The organism is Sphingobium sp. YBL2 (assembly GCF_000943805.1).
GTDB classification, from domain to species: Bacteria; Pseudomonadota; Alphaproteobacteria; order Sphingomonadales; family Sphingomonadaceae; genus Sphingobium; species Sphingobium fuliginis.
Window position 1 is genome coordinate 120,013 of record NZ_CP010954.1, and the last position, 19,462, is coordinate 139,474.

The 19,462-nt window shown below is 58.9% G+C and carries 22 protein-coding genes and 2 pseudogenes; 13 read left to right on the forward strand and 11 right to left on the reverse strand.

Translation table 11 applies throughout. The annotated features are described in order from the left end of the window. Positions 1–37: 37 nt before the first annotated feature. From TZ53_RS00570 to TZ53_RS26560, 6 genes are all read right to left on the reverse strand, one after another. Positions 38–3,265 (reverse strand): DEAD/DEAH box helicase, encoded by a 3,228-nt coding sequence (locus TZ53_RS00570; protein ID WP_171010077.1) that lies wholly within the window; start codon positions 3,263–3,265, stop codon positions 38–40. 72 nt (positions 3,266–3,337) lie between these two features. Further along, entirely contained in the window at positions 3,338–3,856 is a 519-nt protein-coding gene (locus TZ53_RS26550; RefSeq protein ID WP_044660080.1) for a hypothetical protein, read from the reverse strand. A 3-nt stretch (positions 3,857–3,859) separates the two neighbouring features. Continuing rightward, a complete protein-coding gene (locus TZ53_RS26555; RefSeq protein ID WP_044660081.1) occupies positions 3,860–4,363 on the reverse strand; it encodes a GIY-YIG nuclease family protein in 504 nt (167 codons plus the stop codon). Between the two features lie 14 nt (positions 4,364–4,377). Next, positions 4,378–5,301, reverse strand: a complete 924-nt coding sequence (locus TZ53_RS00585) for a phage exclusion protein Lit family protein (RefSeq protein WP_044660082.1) — start codon at positions 5,299–5,301, stop codon at positions 4,378–4,380. Between the two features lie 298 nt (positions 5,302–5,599). Then, positions 5,600–6,754: a hypothetical protein gene (locus TZ53_RS00590; RefSeq protein WP_044660083.1), complete on the reverse strand. Its 1,155-nt coding sequence runs from the start codon at positions 6,752–6,754 to the stop codon at positions 5,600–5,602. After that, a complete protein-coding gene (locus TZ53_RS26560) occupies positions 6,751–7,107 on the reverse strand; it encodes a hypothetical protein (protein ID WP_137710337.1) in 357 nt (118 codons plus the stop codon). Before TZ53_RS26560 ends, TZ53_RS00590 begins: the two co-directional genes overlap by 4 nt. A 700-nt stretch (positions 7,108–7,807) precedes the next feature. Between TZ53_RS26560 and TZ53_RS00595 the strand changes: the two genes are divergently transcribed. Beyond that, positions 7,808–8,086, forward strand: a complete 279-nt coding sequence (locus TZ53_RS00595) for a hypothetical protein (protein ID WP_238320088.1) — start codon at positions 7,808–7,810, stop codon at positions 8,084–8,086. 38 nt (positions 8,087–8,124) lie between these two features. Here the strand turns inward: TZ53_RS00595 and TZ53_RS00600 are convergent, their stop codons facing one another. From TZ53_RS00600 to TZ53_RS27415, 4 genes and pseudogenes are all read right to left on the reverse strand, one after another. Continuing rightward, a complete protein-coding gene (locus TZ53_RS00600) occupies positions 8,125–9,000 on the reverse strand; it encodes a 3'-5' exonuclease (protein WP_044660085.1) in 876 nt (291 codons plus the stop codon). Next, the gene (locus tag TZ53_RS00605; RefSeq protein WP_171010091.1) at positions 8,997–9,722 is read right to left on the reverse strand and encodes an RES family NAD+ phosphorylase; all 726 of its coding nucleotides are present in this window, start codon (positions 9,720–9,722) and stop codon (positions 8,997–8,999) included. Before TZ53_RS00605 ends, TZ53_RS00600 begins: the two co-directional genes overlap by 4 nt. Further along, positions 9,716–10,129 carry an MbcA/ParS/Xre antitoxin family protein gene (locus tag TZ53_RS00610; protein WP_044662753.1) on the reverse strand — a complete coding sequence of 138 codons (414 nt, stop codon included), beginning with the start codon at positions 10,127–10,129 and terminating at the stop codon, positions 9,716–9,718. The genes TZ53_RS00605 and TZ53_RS00610 overlap by 7 nt, the downstream gene beginning before the upstream one ends. 76 nt (positions 10,130–10,205) lie before the next feature. After that, positions 10,206–10,349, reverse strand: a pseudogene (locus TZ53_RS27415) (integrase); the annotation flags it as partial. A gap of 160 nt (positions 10,350–10,509) precedes the next feature. On the opposite strand from TZ53_RS27415, the gene TZ53_RS00615 reads away from it, so the two are divergent. Beyond that, positions 10,510–11,721: an IS256 family transposase gene (locus TZ53_RS00615; RefSeq protein WP_011950834.1), complete on the forward strand. Its 1,212-nt coding sequence runs from the start codon at positions 10,510–10,512 to the stop codon at positions 11,719–11,721. On the opposite strand, the gene TZ53_RS00620 is transcribed toward TZ53_RS00615, so the two are convergent. Then, positions 11,634–12,854, reverse strand: coding sequence for a tyrosine-type recombinase/integrase (locus tag TZ53_RS00620; RefSeq protein WP_084694292.1), 1,221 nt, complete (start codon positions 12,852–12,854; stop codon positions 11,634–11,636). The genes TZ53_RS00615 and TZ53_RS00620 overlap by 88 nt on opposite strands. A 365-nt stretch (positions 12,855–13,219) precedes the next feature. Here TZ53_RS00620 and TZ53_RS27885 point away from each other — a divergent pair. From TZ53_RS27885 to TZ53_RS00670, 11 genes and pseudogenes are all read left to right on the forward strand, one after another. After that, positions 13,220–13,453 (forward strand): annotated as a pseudogene (locus TZ53_RS27885) (Arm DNA-binding domain-containing protein); the annotation flags it as partial. A gap of 9 nt (positions 13,454–13,462) precedes the next feature. Then, positions 13,463–14,560 (forward strand): tyrosine-type recombinase/integrase, encoded by a 1,098-nt coding sequence (locus TZ53_RS00625; RefSeq protein WP_238320089.1) that lies wholly within the window; start codon positions 13,463–13,465, stop codon positions 14,558–14,560. A 143-nt stretch (positions 14,561–14,703) separates the two neighbouring features. After that, positions 14,704–15,411, forward strand: coding sequence for a hypothetical protein (locus tag TZ53_RS00630; RefSeq protein WP_137710335.1), 708 nt, complete (start codon positions 14,704–14,706; stop codon positions 15,409–15,411). A 183-nt stretch (positions 15,412–15,594) separates the two neighbouring features. Then, complete coding sequence (locus TZ53_RS00635; protein ID WP_044660089.1) at positions 15,595–15,795, forward strand: helix-turn-helix transcriptional regulator; 201 nt, start codon at positions 15,595–15,597, stop codon at positions 15,793–15,795. Next, the gene (locus tag TZ53_RS00640; protein WP_044660090.1) at positions 15,796–16,011 is read left to right on the forward strand and encodes a hypothetical protein; all 216 of its coding nucleotides are present in this window, start codon (positions 15,796–15,798) and stop codon (positions 16,009–16,011) included. 4 nt (positions 16,012–16,015) lie between these two features. Then, positions 16,016–16,288 (forward strand): hypothetical protein, encoded by a 273-nt coding sequence (locus tag TZ53_RS00645; RefSeq protein WP_044660091.1) that lies wholly within the window; start codon positions 16,016–16,018, stop codon positions 16,286–16,288. Continuing rightward, a complete protein-coding gene (locus TZ53_RS00650) occupies positions 16,281–16,472 on the forward strand; it encodes a hypothetical protein (RefSeq protein WP_044660092.1) in 192 nt (63 codons plus the stop codon). The genes TZ53_RS00645 and TZ53_RS00650 overlap by 8 nt, the downstream gene beginning before the upstream one ends. Then, positions 16,469–16,669: a hypothetical protein gene (locus tag TZ53_RS00655; protein ID WP_197565230.1), complete on the forward strand. Its 201-nt coding sequence runs from the start codon at positions 16,469–16,471 to the stop codon at positions 16,667–16,669. Before TZ53_RS00650 ends, TZ53_RS00655 begins: the two co-directional genes overlap by 4 nt. Beyond that, positions 16,662–17,051 (forward strand): hypothetical protein, encoded by a 390-nt coding sequence (locus tag TZ53_RS00660; protein WP_238320090.1) that lies wholly within the window; start codon positions 16,662–16,664, stop codon positions 17,049–17,051. The genes TZ53_RS00655 and TZ53_RS00660 overlap by 8 nt, the downstream gene beginning before the upstream one ends. A 96-nt stretch (positions 17,052–17,147) precedes the next feature. Then, positions 17,148–18,086, forward strand: coding sequence for a hypothetical protein (locus TZ53_RS00665; protein WP_044660093.1), 939 nt, complete (start codon positions 17,148–17,150; stop codon positions 18,084–18,086). A 108-nt stretch (positions 18,087–18,194) separates the two neighbouring features. After that, positions 18,195–19,394, forward strand: coding sequence for an IS256 family transposase (locus tag TZ53_RS00670; RefSeq protein WP_083199228.1), 1,200 nt, complete (start codon positions 18,195–18,197; stop codon positions 19,392–19,394). The last annotated feature ends 68 nt before the right edge of the window (positions 19,395–19,462 follow it).

A 19,462-nucleotide genomic window follows, 5' to 3' on the forward strand; every position in this document is an offset into this window, starting at 1 on the left:
CTCTCCCCAACAGCGAACCGTCGGCTAACCAATCGGCTCAGCGAAGCGCTGGCCGCTCCCCGAATGTTGCAAGGATTTCGGCAAGCTCCTGCTGCAAAGCCACCGAAAGTCCAAGGCTATCGAGCGGACGGAACTGCAGCCAGTTGCGAGTTGCTGCCACGTCGAGGTTTCTGGACGGTGCCTTTGGCGCGAGTTTCATGGCAACGACGCGGGACACCCCCAATGCCATCAAGCTAATCATGGTGCGGTCAGACGCACCTATCTCCAGATATAGCGGAACCGATGGAACAGCGTTCCTGACGTCCTCGAAACCCAAGTCTTCAAGGACTTGGAGCAATATGGCGGTGTAGCAGCTGAAAAGGCGCACGCATTGGTATCGGACCTCGCGTTCGACCAATTCTAAGGTCTTGCGTACGACCTCGCGCTGATCATCGTCCGGATACTTGTCGAGTTGGTTCTGGACGATGCGAGGTAAAGGCCGACCTTCCATCCACCACAGCGCGATTAGAGCGAGAAACCGATGGAACTTGCTCTCGCGCTTCAACCCCAAGATGACGCGGTGGCATAGTTGCAGGATCATGGCGTAGGAATCGTAGGCGCCATCGTCCCTCGGATGTTTTGGCAGCAATTCCTTAGCGGCGCCCGGTGACTGCCTGGCCCGTTTCATGATGATGCTGTAGAGCCGTTGCTGTCGGTGCGCCGACACATTCGGACTCTTGCGAAGGACGTCAGCCGGGATTGTGATCTGGTCGGAAACGGCTACTATGGCACTGCGAACAGACGCTAAAATCTCATCGGATATCCGCTGGCCAGCCTGCATGCGCTCCAACGCTGATTCCAGCGTCCCGCATTTTTGGTCATGTAATAAGCGTACGAACGCAGCTTCCAGATCGTCGTCCGATTTCTTGACAGGCTGTCCGATGATCCGCAGGAGCGCAGTACTCCGGTTCAGGACGCTGTCTTCAATCGCAGGAATGATGTTGGTAGCGCGCTGGTCGTTCAGTGGCTGCTTCTTCCAGTTTTCGTATTCAATCAGAAAAATATTGCCCTGATACTCCTTCAAAAGGCGCCCAGCTCGACCAGCCAGGTTCCAGAAATCGACCGATGCGATGGCCGAGTGCTTTCCTTTTTTCGGGTAGCACATGAAAATGTTCTTTGCGGGGAGGTTAACGCCCTGCAGCAAGGTGCTGGTGCATACTAGATAGTCGATGTCGCCACCTGCTACCGCTTTCTCGATCGCTTCACGAACCTGTGTCGGAATGTTCGAATAGTGGAAGCCGATGCCTTTGCGTACGCAATCGACAAGCGCGTAGGAGCCATGCACCGCCTCTGCGATCATGTCGGCCAGCGCTTCCCGAGCTGGAGTTGGTCTGCGACCCTCGAAGCGCTTCGAGAGCCGCAAGGCGATGTCTTCGGCATCTCCAGGGCCATTGGCATAAACGATGTTGATCGAACCGGCGCCAAATAAGCATGCGGAATTGACCAGCTTTTCGGCCCGCGTGACCGTTCGCAATCCGAGTTCTCGTCTAGCGATTAAAGTGGGCTGCATCCCCCGCTCGCGCAGGTAAACTGCTATCGCTCCGGTTTGAGGATTCTCGACGCGAACGGCAAGGAAATTTTGTCCGACGGTTGCTTCGCGCGATGGCATGGGCTCGACATCGGAGAGGCCGAGGAGACGGCCGAAGATGTCGAGGTTGCGAACCCCTGGGCTTGCGAAAAGCAGCTGCGACTGAGGCGCTCTGCCGAGAAGCTCCTCAAGCACCCAATGCAACAAGATGCCACGTGAGCCTTCCGCAATTGTGTGAGCCTCGTCGACGATGATGATGTCGGCGCAGAACGCTGCGTGTTGGGCCAACATCAGCTGCAGTCGCTCTTGGGTCATCACGTAGACGGCCCGGCTCGGCAGTGCCATCTCGCTTTCAACCGGGACGGTCACGACATCGATGGTATAGCCATCGTTGGATCTTGCAGCTAGCAATCGGCGCAGGTCCCGCGATACCTGTGATATCAGGGCTCGCGTCGGGACGATGTAGGCTACCGTGCGGAGGTCGCCTTCGTCCAGTTTCTTCGCGAGGAAATTCTGAAGCACGAAAGATTTGCCCGCTGAAGTTGGGGCGGCTACGGCCAATCGCTGACGGGCGACGAGTTTCGTCCACAGGCGATGCTGAAAGTCCGTGAGAATGACCGATTGTTCATTCAACGTTACGGTGCGGCTTTCTGTGCGGGTTAGCTCCTCGATCATTAGGCGCATGGGAAGATCATCCCGTGCAAACGCGGTTGCCATGATGACCCACGGACCTTCGACGCGATAACTCTTCAGCTTCATCACTGCACCGCTGACGGCGGCCCACATCGTCCTGTCGACAGCGTCCTTGGAGATCGTTTTTCCATCGGTCGCGTGTAGATCGGTGATGCTCCACCCCTGATCGATATAGCCTTTGCGGTGTGAGATCGCCCAGGAGATCGCGGAACGAGGATTCTGCGGCTCTCGCGGATGGGCGCGGTGCATGATGTAGCCTTCCAGGCTCGGCGTATCGTGGACTTGGCCGAACTGACCGCCGGGCGAGACCGGAACACTAGCATCGACACGCGCAAATTCTATGTCTTGGTTCGGCCGCAACACAGAGAGCGGGGCGACGGTGACGATGAGGCGCGGATCATTCTTTGGCGGCGTGAAGGGCAGGCGGATGCGCTCGCATCGCGACAGCATCTCGTCGTGCAGCGCCTTGAGGCGCTCGGGGATCGCGGCGGCAGCGCCGAACGCCTCGCGCAACTCCGTCGTATCCATCTCGAAATTCCCCCGGCTGTTTCTGCCCATGAAGCGACTCGTGCCGTTCATCGTGCTCCTGTGTGGGGCCAGGAGGCTCGGAGGAACCCTGATGACCAGCGCCTCGCCGGGAGCTTTATCCTCGGCTTCGCCTGGCTTCGGCGCCAGCGGGACCGCATGCACCTGGAACGCGGGCAGTCGAACGTCGATGTTGTCCTGAGCCCAGCTATAGATTCGTTGGATCACCTTATCGAGGCTGATGGTGCGCGTGACCGGCCTGATCCGGGCAGCAACGCCGTCCTCCTCCTCGATCCCATAGATAATGTCGCCGCCCTCGCTGTTTGCGAAGGCGACGATGTCTGCGATCATGCCGTTACATTCCTTCTTTTCCTTGGGGTCAGGCAGGTCCGCTTTGAAGTCCAGGCGCCTGTTTTCAGGGCGGCCGAGAAGCCGCTGCAGATGCTCCTCGGTTATGCTGTCTATCGGTGCCTCAATCAACGTCCGGTCCCTCTCCTTGATAGCCTTCTCGCAGGCCTGCCACTCAAAATCGTAAGCCCACAAAAGCGTAAATCAGGCTAACCCGCCGTGGCGTTCGAGCACGCGCATGAGGACGGCGTTCGCCTGAGTGAAATTATCGCGCTGACCCTTGATCTGATAGGCCCATTTCGCGCCGTGGAACAGATTGTTGCGAAGGCGCCAGACGATCATCAGCAGGGTTAGAATGCGGTCGCGCGGATCGTTGTTCGCACCCCGAATGACGGCTTCGACAAGGTCGGGGTGGTCGTACTTGCGCAGGTCCAGGAATGGATAGTGGTAGGTCAGCTCGCCGTTGGCAAAATAGCGGTCGCGAAAGTATGCCAGCTCCGCGTCATAGAGGTCGGCACCCAGCATGTCGGAGCCCGCCCAGGCATCGACTTTCTCGGTGATGCGATCGACGCGGGCGTTCGCTTCCATGATCTCGGCCTCGAACAGGCTCCAGAGGAAGGCGAAGTCGAAGATCGCTCGGCGATCGTCGTTGGGTAGATCCTGAAACCCCGGGGCTCTCGCCTCCAGCCACGCTTCGCTTGCGCTCTTTGGCTTCTCCACCATCGATCAGTCCTCCGGTTCGTCGTTGCGCCGGCTCAGCTCCGAAAAGTCGGTGAGCGCGTCGCAGTTGATGCAATGATACATCTGCGAGGCATCCTGAAAGGCCATGCCGCAAAAACATCCGCAGAAGGGGCAACACTCGTCGATTTCGAGATCGCCCCATTCCCAGACGCCGAGATATTCAGGGACGGCATCGCGATCGTACCCGACGATCTGAAAGGCGTCGGCATTCTTCGCGACAAAGCCGTCGCTGGTGGCGCGCATGAGGATTGGCAGGATGTCTGCCGGCTCGAGCGCGAACCACTCGCCGCGAACCCGTGTCGCTGCGAAGTGACGATGCAGGCGACGTTCCAGCTCGAACGTCTCCTCGGTATTGATCCATCCGAGGAGACGGATAGCGGAGGGATTGCCAGTCTGGAGGTTGCCGCGACGCTTTTCGATGTCCTTGGCGACGCCGATCTTGATGCGGCAATAGCCGCTGTCCTCTTCGCCTATGAAATAGACCGGCATCGCTCGCGTCCACCTCAGCCGATCAGGTCGAGAAGGCCTTCGACCACTGCCTTGTCCGATGTCGCGACGAGGTCCAGCGGTCGGCTCTCTTGGCGCATGATCGCGATGAGCAGGCAGGCGGTGAAGGTCCAGAAGGGAGATCCTTCTGACAGGCCATGGCCGTCGATCATGGCTCGGATGCGCTCTCCGATTGGCGGGTAGTCGGCATTTCCCCGTTGCGCATGGACGGGTGTCATTGCGTGGACGATGATCGCCGCGAGGGCGATGCCCATGGCCCGCTTCTGAGCGACCTGCGCGAAGGTGTGGCCGTTGTCGCGGGCATATTCGGCCAAGTTGCTCGTCATCGTTTCGCGCGCCCACGTGTCGCAGGCCAACTCTTCCTCATAGCCTTCCTCGGGTGCGTTACCGGCCGCGCGGAAGATGACGTGCTTCAGCTCGTGAAGGAGTGCGAAGGCGAAGGCCAGGCCGACAAGGTCGGAGGCCGCCATCGCTCGCGCGTCGCCCAGGCTGGCGCGGTCAGCGGTCGGCATGGGAATGTCTTCGGGCCATTGGATGGCGGCGGTGCTACCCGCCGCCCGGAGACTGTGGGCGGCAGCGATGCGTTGCTTGAAGTCGAACTCGAACTGGCCCCGGCCGTGATCAGCCTTGAGCGCCGCGTCGATCGATACGCCGGTACTGGTGACAAGGATCAGCGCGGGGGCGTAGACCTCGATTGCGTGCCAGGCGGCGAAACCCAATAGCCAGAAGAAATCCACCGTCTTGGTGTCAAATTTGATCCGCTTGCTGGTCGCGTTCAATGTCAGGCCAGCGCCGCTCGGGGCGACTTCAACGGAATGTTGATGGTCGGCCCACAGTCGGCAAAGCTCATCGGCCTTTTCTGGAACGGCGCCCCGCAATAGGCTCAGCACAATCGTTTGATCGGACGGTTCAGTCGGCATAAAATCTCACTGCTGGAGGGGCACAGGAAGCGGATTCATTAATAATCTCGGGCTTTCAACATGATCCTATCGAGGTGAAAGCCGGGTATAAAGATGTCGCGGGTGTTCAATCCACAAGGCAGCAGGTCGAGCGTGGGCTCGCTGGGCCACAAATTGTGACCTCGGTCATGGCGAACAGAGAGAGCGCCATCGCTATCGTTGATGGTTCCACCTGAGCCACACGCCGCGTTCGACCTTTTCAGCTCGAAGTTATCTGATTGCTCGAGCTCCGCGATCTTCCGCTAAACAGCGGCCCGTCTCATGGGACCAGAGCAATCAACTCGACGCATTCACGCCTGACAGCGGTGACGATATTTTGATAGCGCTTTGAGTTCATGTAGCCCCGCACCGAATGCACTTGATCATTCACCAAGGTTACCCATAATTTCGGTCGGCGGAGGAAAACGCTATCGTCGCTTTCAACGACAACGCCCATTTTTGTATTATCCGTTGACAAAACGCGGCCCGGCGCTGTGAAGCTTCCTAGCTCCCGAGGGATTTCTACAATTTGATCTCTATCAGTAGCAGCCAAACGCTTGATGGTACCGTTTTGGAACTCCACCCAGATGGTGCTCTTGAACAGAAATACCCGTTTAGCGGATGACCCGGCATGTTCGATTAACTCTTTAAAGAGTGCCGACTGATCTGTGTAATCCAACCCGCTGACCGTCATCAGCTCGACATTATCCTGTTTGCTTTCTTCAGCTTCAAACCTGTTTTCCACGGCCAAAGCAGCACGTCCAGATTTTGCGCGGTAGAATTCTACTTGAGTGGGCGTCCGCAGATTCGAAATGGCATCCGTGTTCAATTCGATGCCATACGACTGCGAAGCAAACTCTTGGAACGCTATTTCCCAACCGCTTTCGTCTGTGCTCGTCCCAAACGCGATCAGTCCACCGTTTTTTCCGCACGCGGCGCTGACTGCACCATAACGGCATCGAAACTGCCGACAGGCCAAATCCGACACACGTCGTTGATTAAGTGAAACTCTGGCAGTGCGCCCGATACCGCCAAATTCCAGATTGTCACGGTCAAGCGCTGTAAACTGATGAATACTCTTCTCGGTGCTTAAGTATGCTCGGCCATAATAAAAACGAATATCTAGGACTGACTTAAAATCAATTTTTCTGTCGAAAGTGTAAGAAAACCGCTCGACGTCATCTTCGCTGACATCAATTGTTGAATCTACTTCTAGTAGGCGATCAATCTCCTGATCCGGCCTGCCGAGAACAATTCTGCGGTTGTCGGCGAACAGTTTGCCGGCAGCGTTGCCACTTCCATTCAGTCGCTTGTTACAGAATTCTTCAATATCGAAAGCGCGAATCAGGCCATCTTTCGAGATGAGCCATGCAAAATCGAAATATAGGTAGCACTCAACGTATGATCCGTGCAGACTGAGCGTCTTCCGTCTCATATTTTGCCCTTCCGGATGCGTCCAGCGATCAGCTCGTCAATTTGCGGTTCATCGCCTGCTTCCCACATTGAGATAATCTCTTCTGGGATCTCATAATGCTCGTCATTAGAAGGCGACACTGGGTAGCCGTGCCAAGGCCCGGGATGATTGCCACAATAAGGAAAAAAGGCGACCCGCTCGCCGGATTCTCCTACGATGAGAGAGGCGTTATGGGAAATCCACCAGTGATTATCTTGGTCGCATTGCCAGATTTTATCATCGCTCGTATCGAAGAAATCCGCCTCTTCAGAAACTGCCACTGTCTTAGCCCATAGCGTTTTTCCGGACTTAATTCTTTGACGATGATAGTTCATGGACTTGTAAGTCCGCGCGTTCCGAGACGTGTAGCCAAATACGATTCCGTCACTTTCTGCAGTCAGCCGTTGCAACGTCGCCCCTCTTTGTTGACCCAACCCTAATACGTTGGTCTGTCGTCATTTCGCTCTTAGACTGGATCGCGGCATAGCGCGAGCAGGATCGAGATAGTCATGGCAAGTTCCTCTTCGCTGAAGGAACTTCCAACCTCAAAGGGCAACCTCGCCCCGCCAAAGGCCCATATTTACCGCATTACAGTGCCCCACGCGACCCTCCCGCGGAGCGGGTTCGTGCATTGGTCGGCAGCCGACGCGCGCGAACGGCAGCTATCCCCACATCCCAGCTCCGAACCAGACATTCGCCTATCGGCCAAAACTGGAAATTGGGAAACGGATTGTCGGTGCTGAAACTCCCACAGAATCCAAAGCCAAATATAGCCATATGCCGGACCTTGTCTCCCAGCCGACATCAGACTGTGATTTGCTACCTTCGCTCCTTTACGGCCCGCCACAGCGTCGCCAGACTGGTCAGCACCGCAGCCACCCCAAGAAGAAACGATCCGTCTATAATCAGCATTGCCGACTCCTCTCCTGCTCGATATGTTCGCTATTTGTTCTAATGTAGGGAAGAGGGATTCGGCGATGTGCGTTCTGATCACCCCCGATTTCGGATAGTGTCCGCCTGCGGGTTACCGGCGACGTGGAAACGGTGTTGGCAGTGCCCTATGAAAATGACGATCGATTTCTGGTTGGCCTGAGCGACGGCACATTGCTGATGGGCTCCTACGACAAGCATATGCGCTGCCGTTGGGAAGTCGCTCGCGATGGTGCCGGCTTCGTTCATTTCGAGGGCAATGCTACCCGTGTCGAGTGGCGCATCGAATGGCTGACTGTCGCGGCATTCGATGCTCGTGTCGCGGAGCCCGGCAATCCGCCGGCGTTGCCGCTTTTTCCGGACCTTGATCGCTGGGCGGCATGAAGCCGGCGAGCGCTCGGCGTAAGAATGCGACCTACGGTTTATCGATGCCGCTCGCAGGCCGTGACGGGTATGAACGCTGGTTCGCCATATCCACCATAAACCTCACTGAGCAGCCAGCCGCGCTCGGCATCTGCCTCCCCTTGGCCGATACTCTTCCACCAGAAGCGCAAGGCAGCATCCCAGCGATACCCTCGCGCTTTCAGACGATCCTTGGCATCGAAAGGCGCATCGATGGCGTTGACGCGCCAGGTTGGCTGCTCCGAGCAAGCAATGAGCTTTGCAAGGATCGTGTCGCCGTCCGGCATTCCGTGCGAAAGCAGATACAGAAGGGCGAGTATGTCGTTTTCGGCCCGATGTCCCTCGTAGAACCATCCACATTGCGAAATGAGATGCGCAAGTGCCCGCCCCTCGAAACCAAGCTCGAGCCAGTCCAGTTCGGCCATTGAACAGGCCCATGGCTTGCCGGCAATGGCCGGCAGGCGACGATCGACAAACGGTCGATCAAAAGCGGCATTATGGGCAACGACGATGTCGGCAGAGGCAAGTATGTCCACGGCCGCAGCATCGTCGATAGCCTGACCTGCAAGGTCTTCCGCCGTCAGGCCGGTAAGCATCGTGATCCTGGGGTCCAGCGGCATGGCCGGATCCTCACGCCAGACGCGGGGCGTGCCTACCTGGATGATGCGCCCCCGTGCGTCGAACCGGAAGCGCTGGACAGCCAGTTCGATGATGCGATCCGCATCGTGGTTCAGCCCGGTTGTCTCAACGTCGATCACGACGCCAATCCGGCTCGGGACGAATGGGACCGCCTCATGGAACGCCGGTACCGGCATGAGGCGTCGCTGCACACGGAAGTCAGGATGTGCGCCCAACAATTCGGCCGCATGTGCATGGCGATCATGGACGGCGTTCATGCTGCCTCGACGACCCTGAAGACGGCGCCGCTTCCTGCATCACGCACGAGATCGACCCGCTTTCCATCCCAGTGATAATCCAGATGCCGCCCCTGAACAGGGCCGGACGCGCAATCCGGGTAGAAGAGAGCGACGCATTCCCCACCAGTCTGCCGAACGCTCGGATAGGCAATGCCGTTCGACCCACCGGCGCGCAGGCGCGCCGCGAGTTGCTGCGCCGCTCGATAACTATCCGCGTCAAGGCAGGCCCGGAATTCCTTCCTGTCGTCACGAAGATCATGAAGCTCGGCATCGACCTTCATCAGGATCTCGCGGAACTGAGATGTCCATCCCGCAGGCTCGCTGGTCCTGCCCATGAAGGCCGCATGGTGATGGATCGTCTCGAACAGCGCGGTTTCATAGCAGCGTGCCACGTAGAGGACGCCAAATTCTCCGCCCGAGAAGCGGCTCGGCCGATCGATGCTGACATGCGTGAACGATGCCATCAGATATGAGGCACCGGCACCTCCAACGCGCCGTCCCGACGGCACAAGATCGATATTGCCGACGGATGCCATGATGCGCGGATTCGTCTTCTGCTCGGCTGAAAGCAGAAGGGGCCAGTCGGCGGGGTCGGCAATATCCTCGAACAGGTCGATGGGAGGATAGATGCTGCGGATGATCCTGACCGCCCCCTCCCATTCGACCTTGCTGACCGGCGGTTCGTCTGCCGTCGTCACCAGCCGCCGCGCTCCGCGTCGAGATAGCGCCGGACCCGCATGATATCGGTCAGTTCACCCCCAATCATCACCTGCAAAGCGCTGGCGTCGCCAAAAGCGGCATTGGGGGCCTTGATCCAGTCATATCCGCGCTGCGGCTCCTGAAAGATGATCCGCAAAGCCTTGTGGATGCCCATCAAGTTGGAAAGCCGGGCCAGCCCGTCGCGCGAGATACGTCCCGGCCCCTCCGCCTTCCACCTGCGGTAGGTCCGCACCGGCATGTCAGTCAGCACGGCAGCCTGCTCATCCGTGATACCCCAGCGCGCAAAGAGGTTGAGCGCCGAACGAAACAGCGCGCCACCCTCTTCCTGCGAAATCGGCTCCGGCCGGAAAGGGGCCGGAACAGTGTCGATCGGCTGCAACATCGCCATAAGCGCCTCCATTTGGCATGATATAATTCATAAGACGCCATTTGGCAATAAACACAAAAGTGGTAGCCGAGAAGGTTCAGGTGCCGAACATGGGATGGATCACCTCCGCGCCATCCCGCAACCGACAGAGATAATTCGACCACCATTGCGCCATGCGAACCCGCTCGTCCCAATGAGCCCCACGATGATAAGCAGCCCGGACGCTGTCACGCTCCCGATGGTTAGCGTCCGCGCTCGTGGTGTAATTTCTGGTGTAGATTGAGATGATCGCATGGGGTGGGGCATGCCCCACCCCATGCGATTTCGATCTCGGTGGCCACCGGGCTCATCGGTAAGGTGGAGTTACCACACTTCACACGCCCACCGAGGAGTTGATCCCGATGACCGACGACAGACTACCGCTTGCCGAGCTGATGGCGAAGACTGGAGATGGAGATTTCCTGCGCACGATCGCCGAGAGCGTATTACAGATCATCATGGAGGCCGACGTCGATGGCCTGGTCGGCGCTAGCCGACACGAGCGCTCCGGCGACCGGACGACCTGGCGGAACGGCTACCGCGACCGCAGCCTCGATACCCGGCTCGGCACGCTCAACCTGAGGATTCCCAAGCTACGGACCGGCGCCTACTTCCCTGGCTTCCTGGAACCCAGGAAGACCGTCGAGAAGGCGCTGGTCGCGGTGATCCAGGAGGCGTGGATCGCCGGCGTCAGCACCCGGCGTGTCGACGAGCTGGTGCAGGCCATGGGCATGACCGGCATCTCCAAATCCTCGGTGTCCAAGCTGTGCAAGGATATCGACGAACGTGTCCATGCCTTCCTTAAGCGGCCGCTCACCGGCGACTGGCCCTACCTCTGGCTCGATGCTACCTACCTCAAGGTGCGCGAGGGCGGGCGGATCGTCAGTGTCGCCGCGATAATAGCCGTTGCCGTCAACACCGAGGGCAAGCGCGAAATCGTTGGCCTTCACATTGGACCCTCCGAAGCCGAGCCATTCTGGTCGAGCTTCCTCAAGGACCTCGCACGCCGCGGACTGACCGGCGTGAAGCTGGTCATCTCCGATGCCCACGAGGGCCTCAAGGCAGCGATCACTCGCGTGCTCAGCGCCACCTGGCAGCGGTGCCGCGTCCACTTCATGCGCAATGCCCTGGCCTACGTGCCCAAGGGCCAGAACACCGTCGTCGCCGCTGCCATCCGCCAGGTCTTCCTCCAGCCCGACCATGCCGCCGCGACACAGGTCTGGCGCCAGGTCGCCGACCAGTTGCGTACCCGCTGGCCAAAGCTCGGCGCCTGCATGGACGATGCCGAGCACGACGTGCTGGCCTACATGACCTTCCCCGAGCAGCACCGCGTCAAATTACATTCCACCAATCCACTGGAACGCCTGAACAAGGAAGTGAAGCGCCGCGCCGATGTCGTCGGCATCTTCCCGAACGAGGATAGCATCATCCGCCTCGTCGGCGCCGTCCTGCTGGAGCAGAATGACGAATACCAGCTCCAGCACCGCTACATGCAGATCGAGGGCATGGCCGCCCTTGCTACACCAATGATCGAGGAGGCACAGCCGCTACAGATTACACCCAAGGCCGCCTGAAAATGCAGCCCGCTGGCCACACCCAATTCTACACCACATTGACGGACGCGACCCTCCCGATGCGCCAGGGACCTTTCGATAGCATCAGGATGCCAGAGCCCACTTTCATTCAGAAGCGTACTCGCAGTGGATCGGAAACCATGCGAGGTCATCTCGTTGCTCGTGAAGCCCATGCGCCGGATGGCGATGTTCAGCGTATTTTCGCAGATCGGCTTGAGCCATGTACTGTTGGCAGGAAACAGATAGTCACCCCGGTTTCCCAAAGCCCGGAGAGCCTGCAGCAGATCGAGCGATTGCTTCGACAAGGGAAAGACATGAGGCTTGCGCATCTTCGTGCGCTCGGCAGGGACGCGCCAAATCGCCGCCTCGAAATCAATCTCGTCCCACTTTGCCTTCCGCAATTCGCCAGGACGGAGATAGACATGCGGGGCCAGCTGCAAAGCAAACCGCGTTTCAATCCTGCCGCCATAGCCATCGATCGCACGCAGCAGTTCGCCAACCTTCTCCGGCTTCAGGATGGCGGCATGATGCTTTACCTTTGGGCTGACCAGCGCACCACGCAGAATGTCAGCCGGGTTGTGCTGCGCCCGTAAGGTTGCCACCGCATAACGAAATACGCGGCCGGAAAATGCACGGGCGCGAGTGGCAGATTCATAATGTTCTTTCTGCTCGAACCGCTTGAACGCCCTGAGCAACTCATGGGCCGTGATATCCTTGATGGGCCGATTGCCTATCTTGGGGTCCAGCACGTCGCGAAACCAGCGCATCTTCTTGAGCGTGGCGGGGGCCTTGCCCTCAATCTCCATCTTCGCGATGAATTCGTCCGCCACGACCCGGAAGGTCGTGCGGGCCGCAGCCTCGGCCTTCAGCCTTTCCTGCTTCCTGTGCGCAACAGGGTCGACGCCCTGCTCAAGATATTCCCGGGCTTCGTCGCGCTTCTCGCGCGCCTCTCGCAGGCTTATGTCGGGATAGCGCCCCAGCGCCATCTTCTTCTCGATGCCGTGAAAGCGGAACTTCACCCGCCAGAGCAGCGAGCCATTGGGGTTGACCAGGAGATAGAGCCCGGCGCCGTCGGCGACCTTATAGGCTTTTTCCCTGGGCTTTAGGGACTTGATCTGAACTGCAGTCAGCATCTGGGGGCCTCGACTCAAGCATGTCATTTAGGCCCCCGGATTTGGGGCCCCCAAATCACCTGGATGCAGGTGGACGCGTGGGGGCTTCACCGGAAAGCCGATGCTCAAGCATACCAAATTTTTGGCTGATTTTCGAGGGTTTAGGCCCCTTTGGAGGGGCGTTCCTGGTGCCGCTTACGTGACTCGAACACGTGACCCTCGCATTACGAATAAGAGGTTCGGTATAGTCAAGCGCAATCATACGCCATCGCGTATCACTTCTGTTTCTTAGGTGTTCCCGTAGTGTTTCGTCATTCGTCCTCAGACGTATTCACATGCAACCGCCAGCGTGATATTCCTGTGCTTATCCAGATGGAGATAAGCCCATGGCAACAGGGAAGATCACGAAAAGGGCTGTCGATGCGGTGCCGGTGCCGGCGACCGGCAAGCGCAGCCACCTATGGGACGACAGCCTAAAGGGCTTCGGCCTGATGGTGACGGACAAGGGCGCACGGTCCTATATCCTGCAATATCGGATCGGCGGACGCGGCAATCCTACCCGCCGCGTGACCATCGGGAAGCATGGATCGCCATGGACGCCGGAGACGGCACGCAACCGGGCATCCGAATTGCTGGAACAGGTACGACGCAAGGTCGATCCCTTCGACACTGAGCGGGAGAAGGTCGAAACAGCGAAGGCAGAGAAGGAGAGTAGGGCGGCGCAGAAAGTCGTGTTGAGCCGCCTCGCCTTCGATACCATCGCGGACAATTTCATCAGCGGCTATGCGAAGAAGAACATCAAGCGCTGGAAAGAGTATGAGGGCGTGATCGCCCGCGACCTGAAACCGGCTTTTGGTTCTACCCCCCTCCCCTCCATCGCATCGGCGGACATTTCCGATCTGCTGGACCAGATCGGAGAGCGCGGATCGTCCACCGCCCTGCGCGCATACAATGTCCTGCGGGCTATCGACGTCTATGCGCTGGAAAAGGAGAAGAGGCATTATAAGGCCGCGCAATCGCCGCTGTCCGATGTGCAGCGCCCCGGCACGGTCGCGAAGCGCGAGCGCCATCTTGCGGACGATGAACTTGCAGGGGTGTGGCAGGCTGCGGGCGGTATGGGCTGGCCGTTCCTCCCCATCATTCGCCTCCTGATCCTGACAGGCCAGCGCCTCCGCGAAGTGGCACATATGGAATGGAAGGAACTGGACCTGAAAGCCGCGACGTGGCTCATCCCTGGCGAGCGGACAAAGAACGGCCAGACAACTCTTGTCCCACTAAGCCCCGAAGCCTTGGCAATCATAACCGATCTGCCGAAGATCAAGAATGACCATGACCTTGTGTTCCCGTCATCGAGTGGAACGGCCCTAACCGCCTTCTCGAAACCAAAGGCCAAGTTGGACGCAACCATATTAGCGCAGATGCAGGAAGTCGCCCAGGCGGCCGGGAGCGATGTCGAGAAGGTGCAGTTAAAGGATTGGCGCTTCCACGACTTGCGCCGAACGCTGGCCGTAGGCTGTCAGAAGCTCGGCGTTCCGGTCGAAGTCACAGAGGAAATTCTGAATCACCGATCCGGCACCCGCGACGGGATCGTCGGCGTCTATCAGGTCTACCGCTTCCAAGACGAAAAGGCGGAGGCGCTTACCGCGTGGGGCAAGCGGGTGAAAACACTGGCAGCACGGCAGGCCAGCCCGGCGAATGTCATTGATCTGGCGAGGCGGCAAGCATGAGGGGGGTTAGCATCACGCCTCCGCAAGACCCTACTCGGTCCTGCTATGGCGGGCGCCTGCTAAATATCCCAATATCGTCGGACGCCTCGTCATGGCCGGTAGCATCTGACGAATATCTCTATTGCTGGCAGGCTCTAATAGAGGTGGGTAAAGCGCTCCATGGTGATGAATGGTCGTTTTATGATCTTCTCGCGTTGGTGCCACAAAGGCCGCCCGAGATGGTGCGGGCCGAAGCCCGCAGTCCGGTGAAAGAAGATGACGCCTTTTGGGACCGTGAGGCTAAAAAATGGCAAGGAAATTGGAATGCTCATAAGCGCGTGAGTGCCGCAATCGAATGGTTCGGAGATGAGTTACGTAATAGTCGGGTTGCTGCGTTCACACTTAAGTCCGGGCGAATGCTGAAGGTGGAGCAGGGCCATTGGTTCGGAAAGGCCGCGCACGACGCTGCATTCTCGGCGGGCCAGATTGGCGGCTACTTCCTTTTCATAGGCCGCGATGAACTGATGGCGAGGCTGGCGCTGATCCGCGAACCAGAAATTGCCGTTCCATCGACGGCCGAACGGCTGCACCTATCGCCCTACATGAAACTCATGCTGGCGGTGATCGAGCAGTTTGGCGACAGACTCAGACAGCGCCCCCAGCCGAAGAAAATCGAAGTTGAACGCGCCATAGAGGAGATTGCCCCGCGCTTCGGCCTGCAATGCAACCCCTATGCCGGTGATCCTAATAGGAAGGCGGAGAAAGCAGCGTGGCGACCCGACAAAGGGCTGACCGCTTTAGGTGAAACCGCCCATGGGGTGATGGCGACCTTCATCCGGGAAATTTCCGACCAAAGCATGAAGGGAGGGTAACCCCTCAATCAACGGTTTTCTGCGGGTTTGACATAGGGGTACCCCCCAATTTGGCATAACCCAGTGGCCTGGGGGTTACCCCGTTACCCTCTCCGCAGCCCGAAATTCTGGCAGCAGATCGTCATCCGACCTCAGACGTAACCACGCAATTTCGCTGGTCATGATCTGGGCGAAGGATCGATTATGACGCAGGCATATCTTCGCACGCCTGATGCCGCGAAGTATCTTGGCATCGGCAAAAGCACCCTGGAACGGAAGCGCATTGAGGGCACCGGGCCAGCATTCCGTCGCCTCGGTTCCAAGATCGTCACCTATGCGGTCAAGGACCTGGACGCGTGGGCCAGCCAGCATGTTCTGGAATCCACTTCGCAGGCCGCTGCCTGAATGCCGCTGGTGACGGCACGGCGCGCCGATAGCGCCGGAAAGAAAAGGGGCCGGGAACGCCACATTCCCAGCCCCGCGAATTTCGTCAACCACGACAGCAGCAAGGATAAGGGTTCAGACTGGCGGGCGCAACTGCTGATGCAGCGCCACCGCGTTTCGCCCAGCGTTGGCGACCTGATCCTGTCCCTCCATTTCGGGGAGGGTCGTCATGCCTAATCCCATGTTGGTCACGCCCGAAGCGGCGGAAATGCTGTCGATCATGCTGCATGAAATTGTCCTTCCGGATGGTTGGGATGTGTCGGGCTTCTGGCTCGATTCCGCCCAGCAACTTGCGCAGTTCCTTGCCGATCATCGCGGCAAGATCGGCCTTGAGGATGCTGCCATGCTGGCCGGGATCGGCGGTATGCTCGTCGTCATGGCAAAGCGCGAGCGGGAAGCATCTGCCGCCGCTGGCGCATTCCTTCGCGGCGAAGGAGGCGCTGGCCATGCCTGATCAGATCGTCATCAGCAAGGCCGCGATCGGTGGCCGCTTCCTCGTCAGCTTTGAGCCGCGCTCGGTCTCATGGCCCAGCCTTGAATTTCGCCACCACGGCGAGGCCAAGCGCTGCGCCGACGCCCGGCACGCTGCTCATGGCTGGCCCGTCATCGACCAGACAGCGGAAGGGGGTGAGGCATGATGGCCCCCTTCATCGACCATAGCGCAGCCGCCGTGGCGCTGCTGAACAGCGGCGAGCGCCTGACCCGGAAGGCTGGTTCCTTCCTTGGTCAACTCGCCGTCGATCCAACGCCCATGACCCCGGCGCAGGCTGAATGGCTTGCCAAGCTGCTGGACCGGGCCGGGCTTCCTCCTGTCGCGGGAGATGAAAATGTCTGATCTGTTCGACCGTGAATTCCATGCAAGCCGTGCAGGCGGCTATTCCTCTCCCGGCCATGTCTATCCCAATACTCCCGGCTTCAAGGGGTCGGCGGAGACGGGCCGGGAAGCCGCAGAAGCGATCAGCGATAAGCTGGGCAGGCTCCAGCGCCAGGTGTTCAATGCGGTGAAGGGCCGTGGCACCAACGGGCTGACTCCGGAAGAGGCGGCGGATTTGCTCGCCATCGATCGCGTGTCCGTCCAGCCCCGCTTTTCGGAACTGAAGGCCAAGGGCCTGATCGCCGATAGCGGTAAGCGCCGGGTGAACCCATCCAGCCACAAGCGTGCGGTGGTGTGGGTTCTGGCCTGCTTCACATCGGATGATCGCGAGAGCGGTGCATGACGCGCACCTATTGTAGGGTTTCGAGCGAATATTTGAGATCGCGAACAAAGCATGACTCTGGTAGCTTGGCGATGCTGTTGATCCGGAGGTTAGTGAATGGCAAACGAAGACGCAGACACAGTTGAACAGGCAGGCGAAGTTACGCCCGCCAAGAAGCGCGGGAACTTCTTCGCCGTCGATCTTGATACATATCATGCCGTCTGTTCTCTCGGGGATCCGGATATAGCTGCGAGCTATCTAATTCTGGCTGCCGGGACGGGTGTGGACAATCGTACTTCGACTTGGTCCCGAGAGGCAATTAACGGGCGCACGTCGCTGAACTGGCGGAAAGCGCGCGATTGCATCGATAAGTTGGTTGAGGCCGGTTTCGTGTCGTGGATCAGGAAGGGCGCTCGCCCGCGACTTGACCTTATTCCGGTCGAGAAGAAATTGCCGCCGATCAGCGGGATGGCGTCTCAGACGGTCGATCTGGTACAGGATGGGAAGCAACCGATTGGATCTTCGCAGAAAGCTGCGGCAGCTCGAGCGCGCCAGCTTGGTTATCTTATCCAGCACCCTGATGGTTCTTACGCATTGCCGCCCCCGCGCAAGCTCCAGATGGTTTGGATGCCGAAGACATTGGTCGATGGTGCTGACGGCGAGCGCCCCCCTGTAGAACGAGTGAGGCGTGCACGCGATCCAATGGCCTTTAGGCTTTTGGTTGATCTGTATGGCATTCAGGACCTTGCCGAGCTGGGTGGAGTTGATCGTAGGTGGTTGCGCCGTAAATTTAACCGAGAGACTGTTCGGGCAACTGGCGCCTATCAGCTTTGGGTCTTCACCTATGATAACGAATATGTGAGCTGGGGCGGTCCTTTTGATGTCCACAGACGCGATCCTACCCCAGAGGAGAAAGCTGCAGGCAAGAACCATGCTGTCGAGTTTTTCGATCGCCTGCGCATCCTTAAGGATGCCGGGCTGATTGAATGGGTCGGCCGCGTCCCATCGCATGGTGTAACAGCGTCATTGCTGGGGCTTGAGGTGCAGGGAGCGTAGCGACCGGAGCCTTAAGTCCCAGCAATGACATGGCCCCTGTCTTGGCGGCCATCGCCGATCTTCGGTAGAGTTCGGGTTGCGAAACCAATGAACCTATCGGAGACGACGATGACCACAGACAGAATGGCGCTTATCGAGCTGGTTGAAAAGGGCGCAGACGCAGATCTCGTACGCGAGATGCTGGCCTTCGCTGCTGAACGGATGATGGAAACCGAGGTGCAGGCGCTAACCGGCGCTCCCCATGGGGCTCGAGATCCCTCAGGGCGGCAAGTTCAGCGCAACGGCTATCGTGAGCGCTCTTGGGAGACCAGGGCCGGCCATATTGATCTGGAGATCCCCCGCCTTCGCAAGGGGTCCTATTTTCCGTCCTTCCTTGAACCCCGGCGTACCGCTGAGAAGGCGCTGACCGCGGTCATTCAGGAGGCCTATGTACAAGGCATCTCGACCCGCTCGGTCGATAATCTGGTGAAGGCCATGGGCCTCACAGGCATCTCCAAGAGTTCCGTGAGCAGGCTGGTCGAGCAGATCGACGAGCGGGTCAACGCTTTTCTGAACAGGCCGATAGAAGGCGAATTTCCGTACGTCTGGCTCGATGCCACCTACATCAAATCCCGCCAGGCGGGTCGGATCCTGTCGACGGCGACAATAATCGCTGTCGGGGTGAGCACCGACGGCCGCCGTGAGGTGTTGGGTGTCGCCACCGGCCCCACCGAGGCGGAGACCTTCTGGAAGGGCTTCTTGCGGTCTCTCGCCGATCGCGGGCTGCGGGGCGTCAAACTTGTCATCGCCGATGATCACAAAGGATTGCGTGCCGCCGCCAGCAAGGTCTTCCATGCTACTCTGCAACGCTGCCGAATCCATTGGATGCGCAATGCCCTCGCGCATGTGTCGACCAAGCAGCGGCCGGCGGTCACGGCCATGATCAAGACGATCTTTGCCCAGGAGACCTCTCAGGAGGCCCATAAGCAGTGGCGGACAATCGCCGATGCCCTACGCGACCGCGCTCCCAGGCTCGCCGAAATGATGGACGCCGCACGAGAGGATGTCCTCGCCTATACCGCCTTCCCGAAGGACCATTGGCCCCAGATCTCCAGCACGAATCCTCTCGAGCGCCTCAACGGTGAGATCAAAAGAAGGTCCGACGTCGTCGGCATCTTTCCCAATGATGCGGCCGTGATCCGGCTCGTCGGCGCCCTGATGCTCGAACAGCAGGACGAATGGGCCGTATCCCGCCGATACATGAGCCTTGAAAGTCTCGCGCCAGTCAGCGACAATCCTCTCATCAAGCTGCCCGGCGTGGCGGCCTGATCCAGTCCGATCCTCTACCAAGGATCCGCGCTGTTACACCATCCCGCGGGGCACGATCAATGGGTCTA

Excerpts from the sequence above, each read along its gene's own strand:
- TZ53_RS26550 (WP_044660080.1), bottom strand. The coding sequence starts at position 3,856 with ATGGTGGAGAAGCCAAAGAGCGCAAGCGAAGCGTGGCTGGAGGCGAGA.
- TZ53_RS26555 (WP_044660081.1), bottom strand. The coding sequence starts at position 4,363 with ATGCCGGTCTATTTCATAGGCGAAGAGGACAGCGGCTATTGCCGCATC.
- TZ53_RS00585 (WP_044660082.1), bottom strand. The coding sequence starts at position 5,301 with ATGCCGACTGAACCGTCCGATCAAACGATTGTGCTGAGCCTATTGCGG.
- TZ53_RS00590 (WP_044660083.1), bottom strand. The coding sequence starts at position 6,754 with ATGAGACGGAAGACGCTCAGTCTGCACGGATCATACGTTGAGTGCTAC.
- TZ53_RS26560 (WP_137710337.1), bottom strand. The coding sequence starts at position 7,107 with ATGAACTATCATCGTCAAAGAATTAAGTCCGGAAAAACGCTATGGGCT.
- TZ53_RS00600 (WP_044660085.1), bottom strand. The coding sequence starts at position 9,000 with ATGAACGCCGTCCATGATCGCCATGCACATGCGGCCGAATTGTTGGGC.
- TZ53_RS00610 (WP_044662753.1), bottom strand. The coding sequence starts at position 10,129 with ATGGCGATGTTGCAGCCGATCGACACTGTTCCGGCCCCTTTCCGGCCG.
- TZ53_RS00615 (WP_011950834.1), top strand. The coding sequence starts at position 10,510 with ATGACCGACGACAGACTACCGCTTGCCGAGCTGATGGCGAAGACTGGA.
- TZ53_RS00620 (WP_084694292.1), bottom strand. The coding sequence starts at position 12,854 with ATGCTGACTGCAGTTCAGATCAAGTCCCTAAAGCCCAGGGAAAAAGCC.
- TZ53_RS00635 (WP_044660089.1), top strand. The coding sequence starts at position 15,595 with ATGACGCAGGCATATCTTCGCACGCCTGATGCCGCGAAGTATCTTGGC.
- TZ53_RS00640 (WP_044660090.1), top strand. The coding sequence starts at position 15,796 with ATGCCGCTGGTGACGGCACGGCGCGCCGATAGCGCCGGAAAGAAAAGG.
- TZ53_RS00645 (WP_044660091.1), top strand. The coding sequence starts at position 16,016 with ATGTTGGTCACGCCCGAAGCGGCGGAAATGCTGTCGATCATGCTGCAT.
- TZ53_RS00650 (WP_044660092.1), top strand. The coding sequence starts at position 16,281 with ATGCCTGATCAGATCGTCATCAGCAAGGCCGCGATCGGTGGCCGCTTC.
- TZ53_RS00655 (WP_197565230.1), top strand. The coding sequence starts at position 16,469 with ATGATGGCCCCCTTCATCGACCATAGCGCAGCCGCCGTGGCGCTGCTG.
- TZ53_RS00660 (WP_238320090.1), top strand. The coding sequence starts at position 16,662 with ATGTCTGATCTGTTCGACCGTGAATTCCATGCAAGCCGTGCAGGCGGC.
- TZ53_RS00665 (WP_044660093.1), top strand. The coding sequence starts at position 17,148 with ATGGCAAACGAAGACGCAGACACAGTTGAACAGGCAGGCGAAGTTACG.
- TZ53_RS00670 (WP_083199228.1), top strand. The coding sequence starts at position 18,195 with ATGACCACAGACAGAATGGCGCTTATCGAGCTGGTTGAAAAGGGCGCA.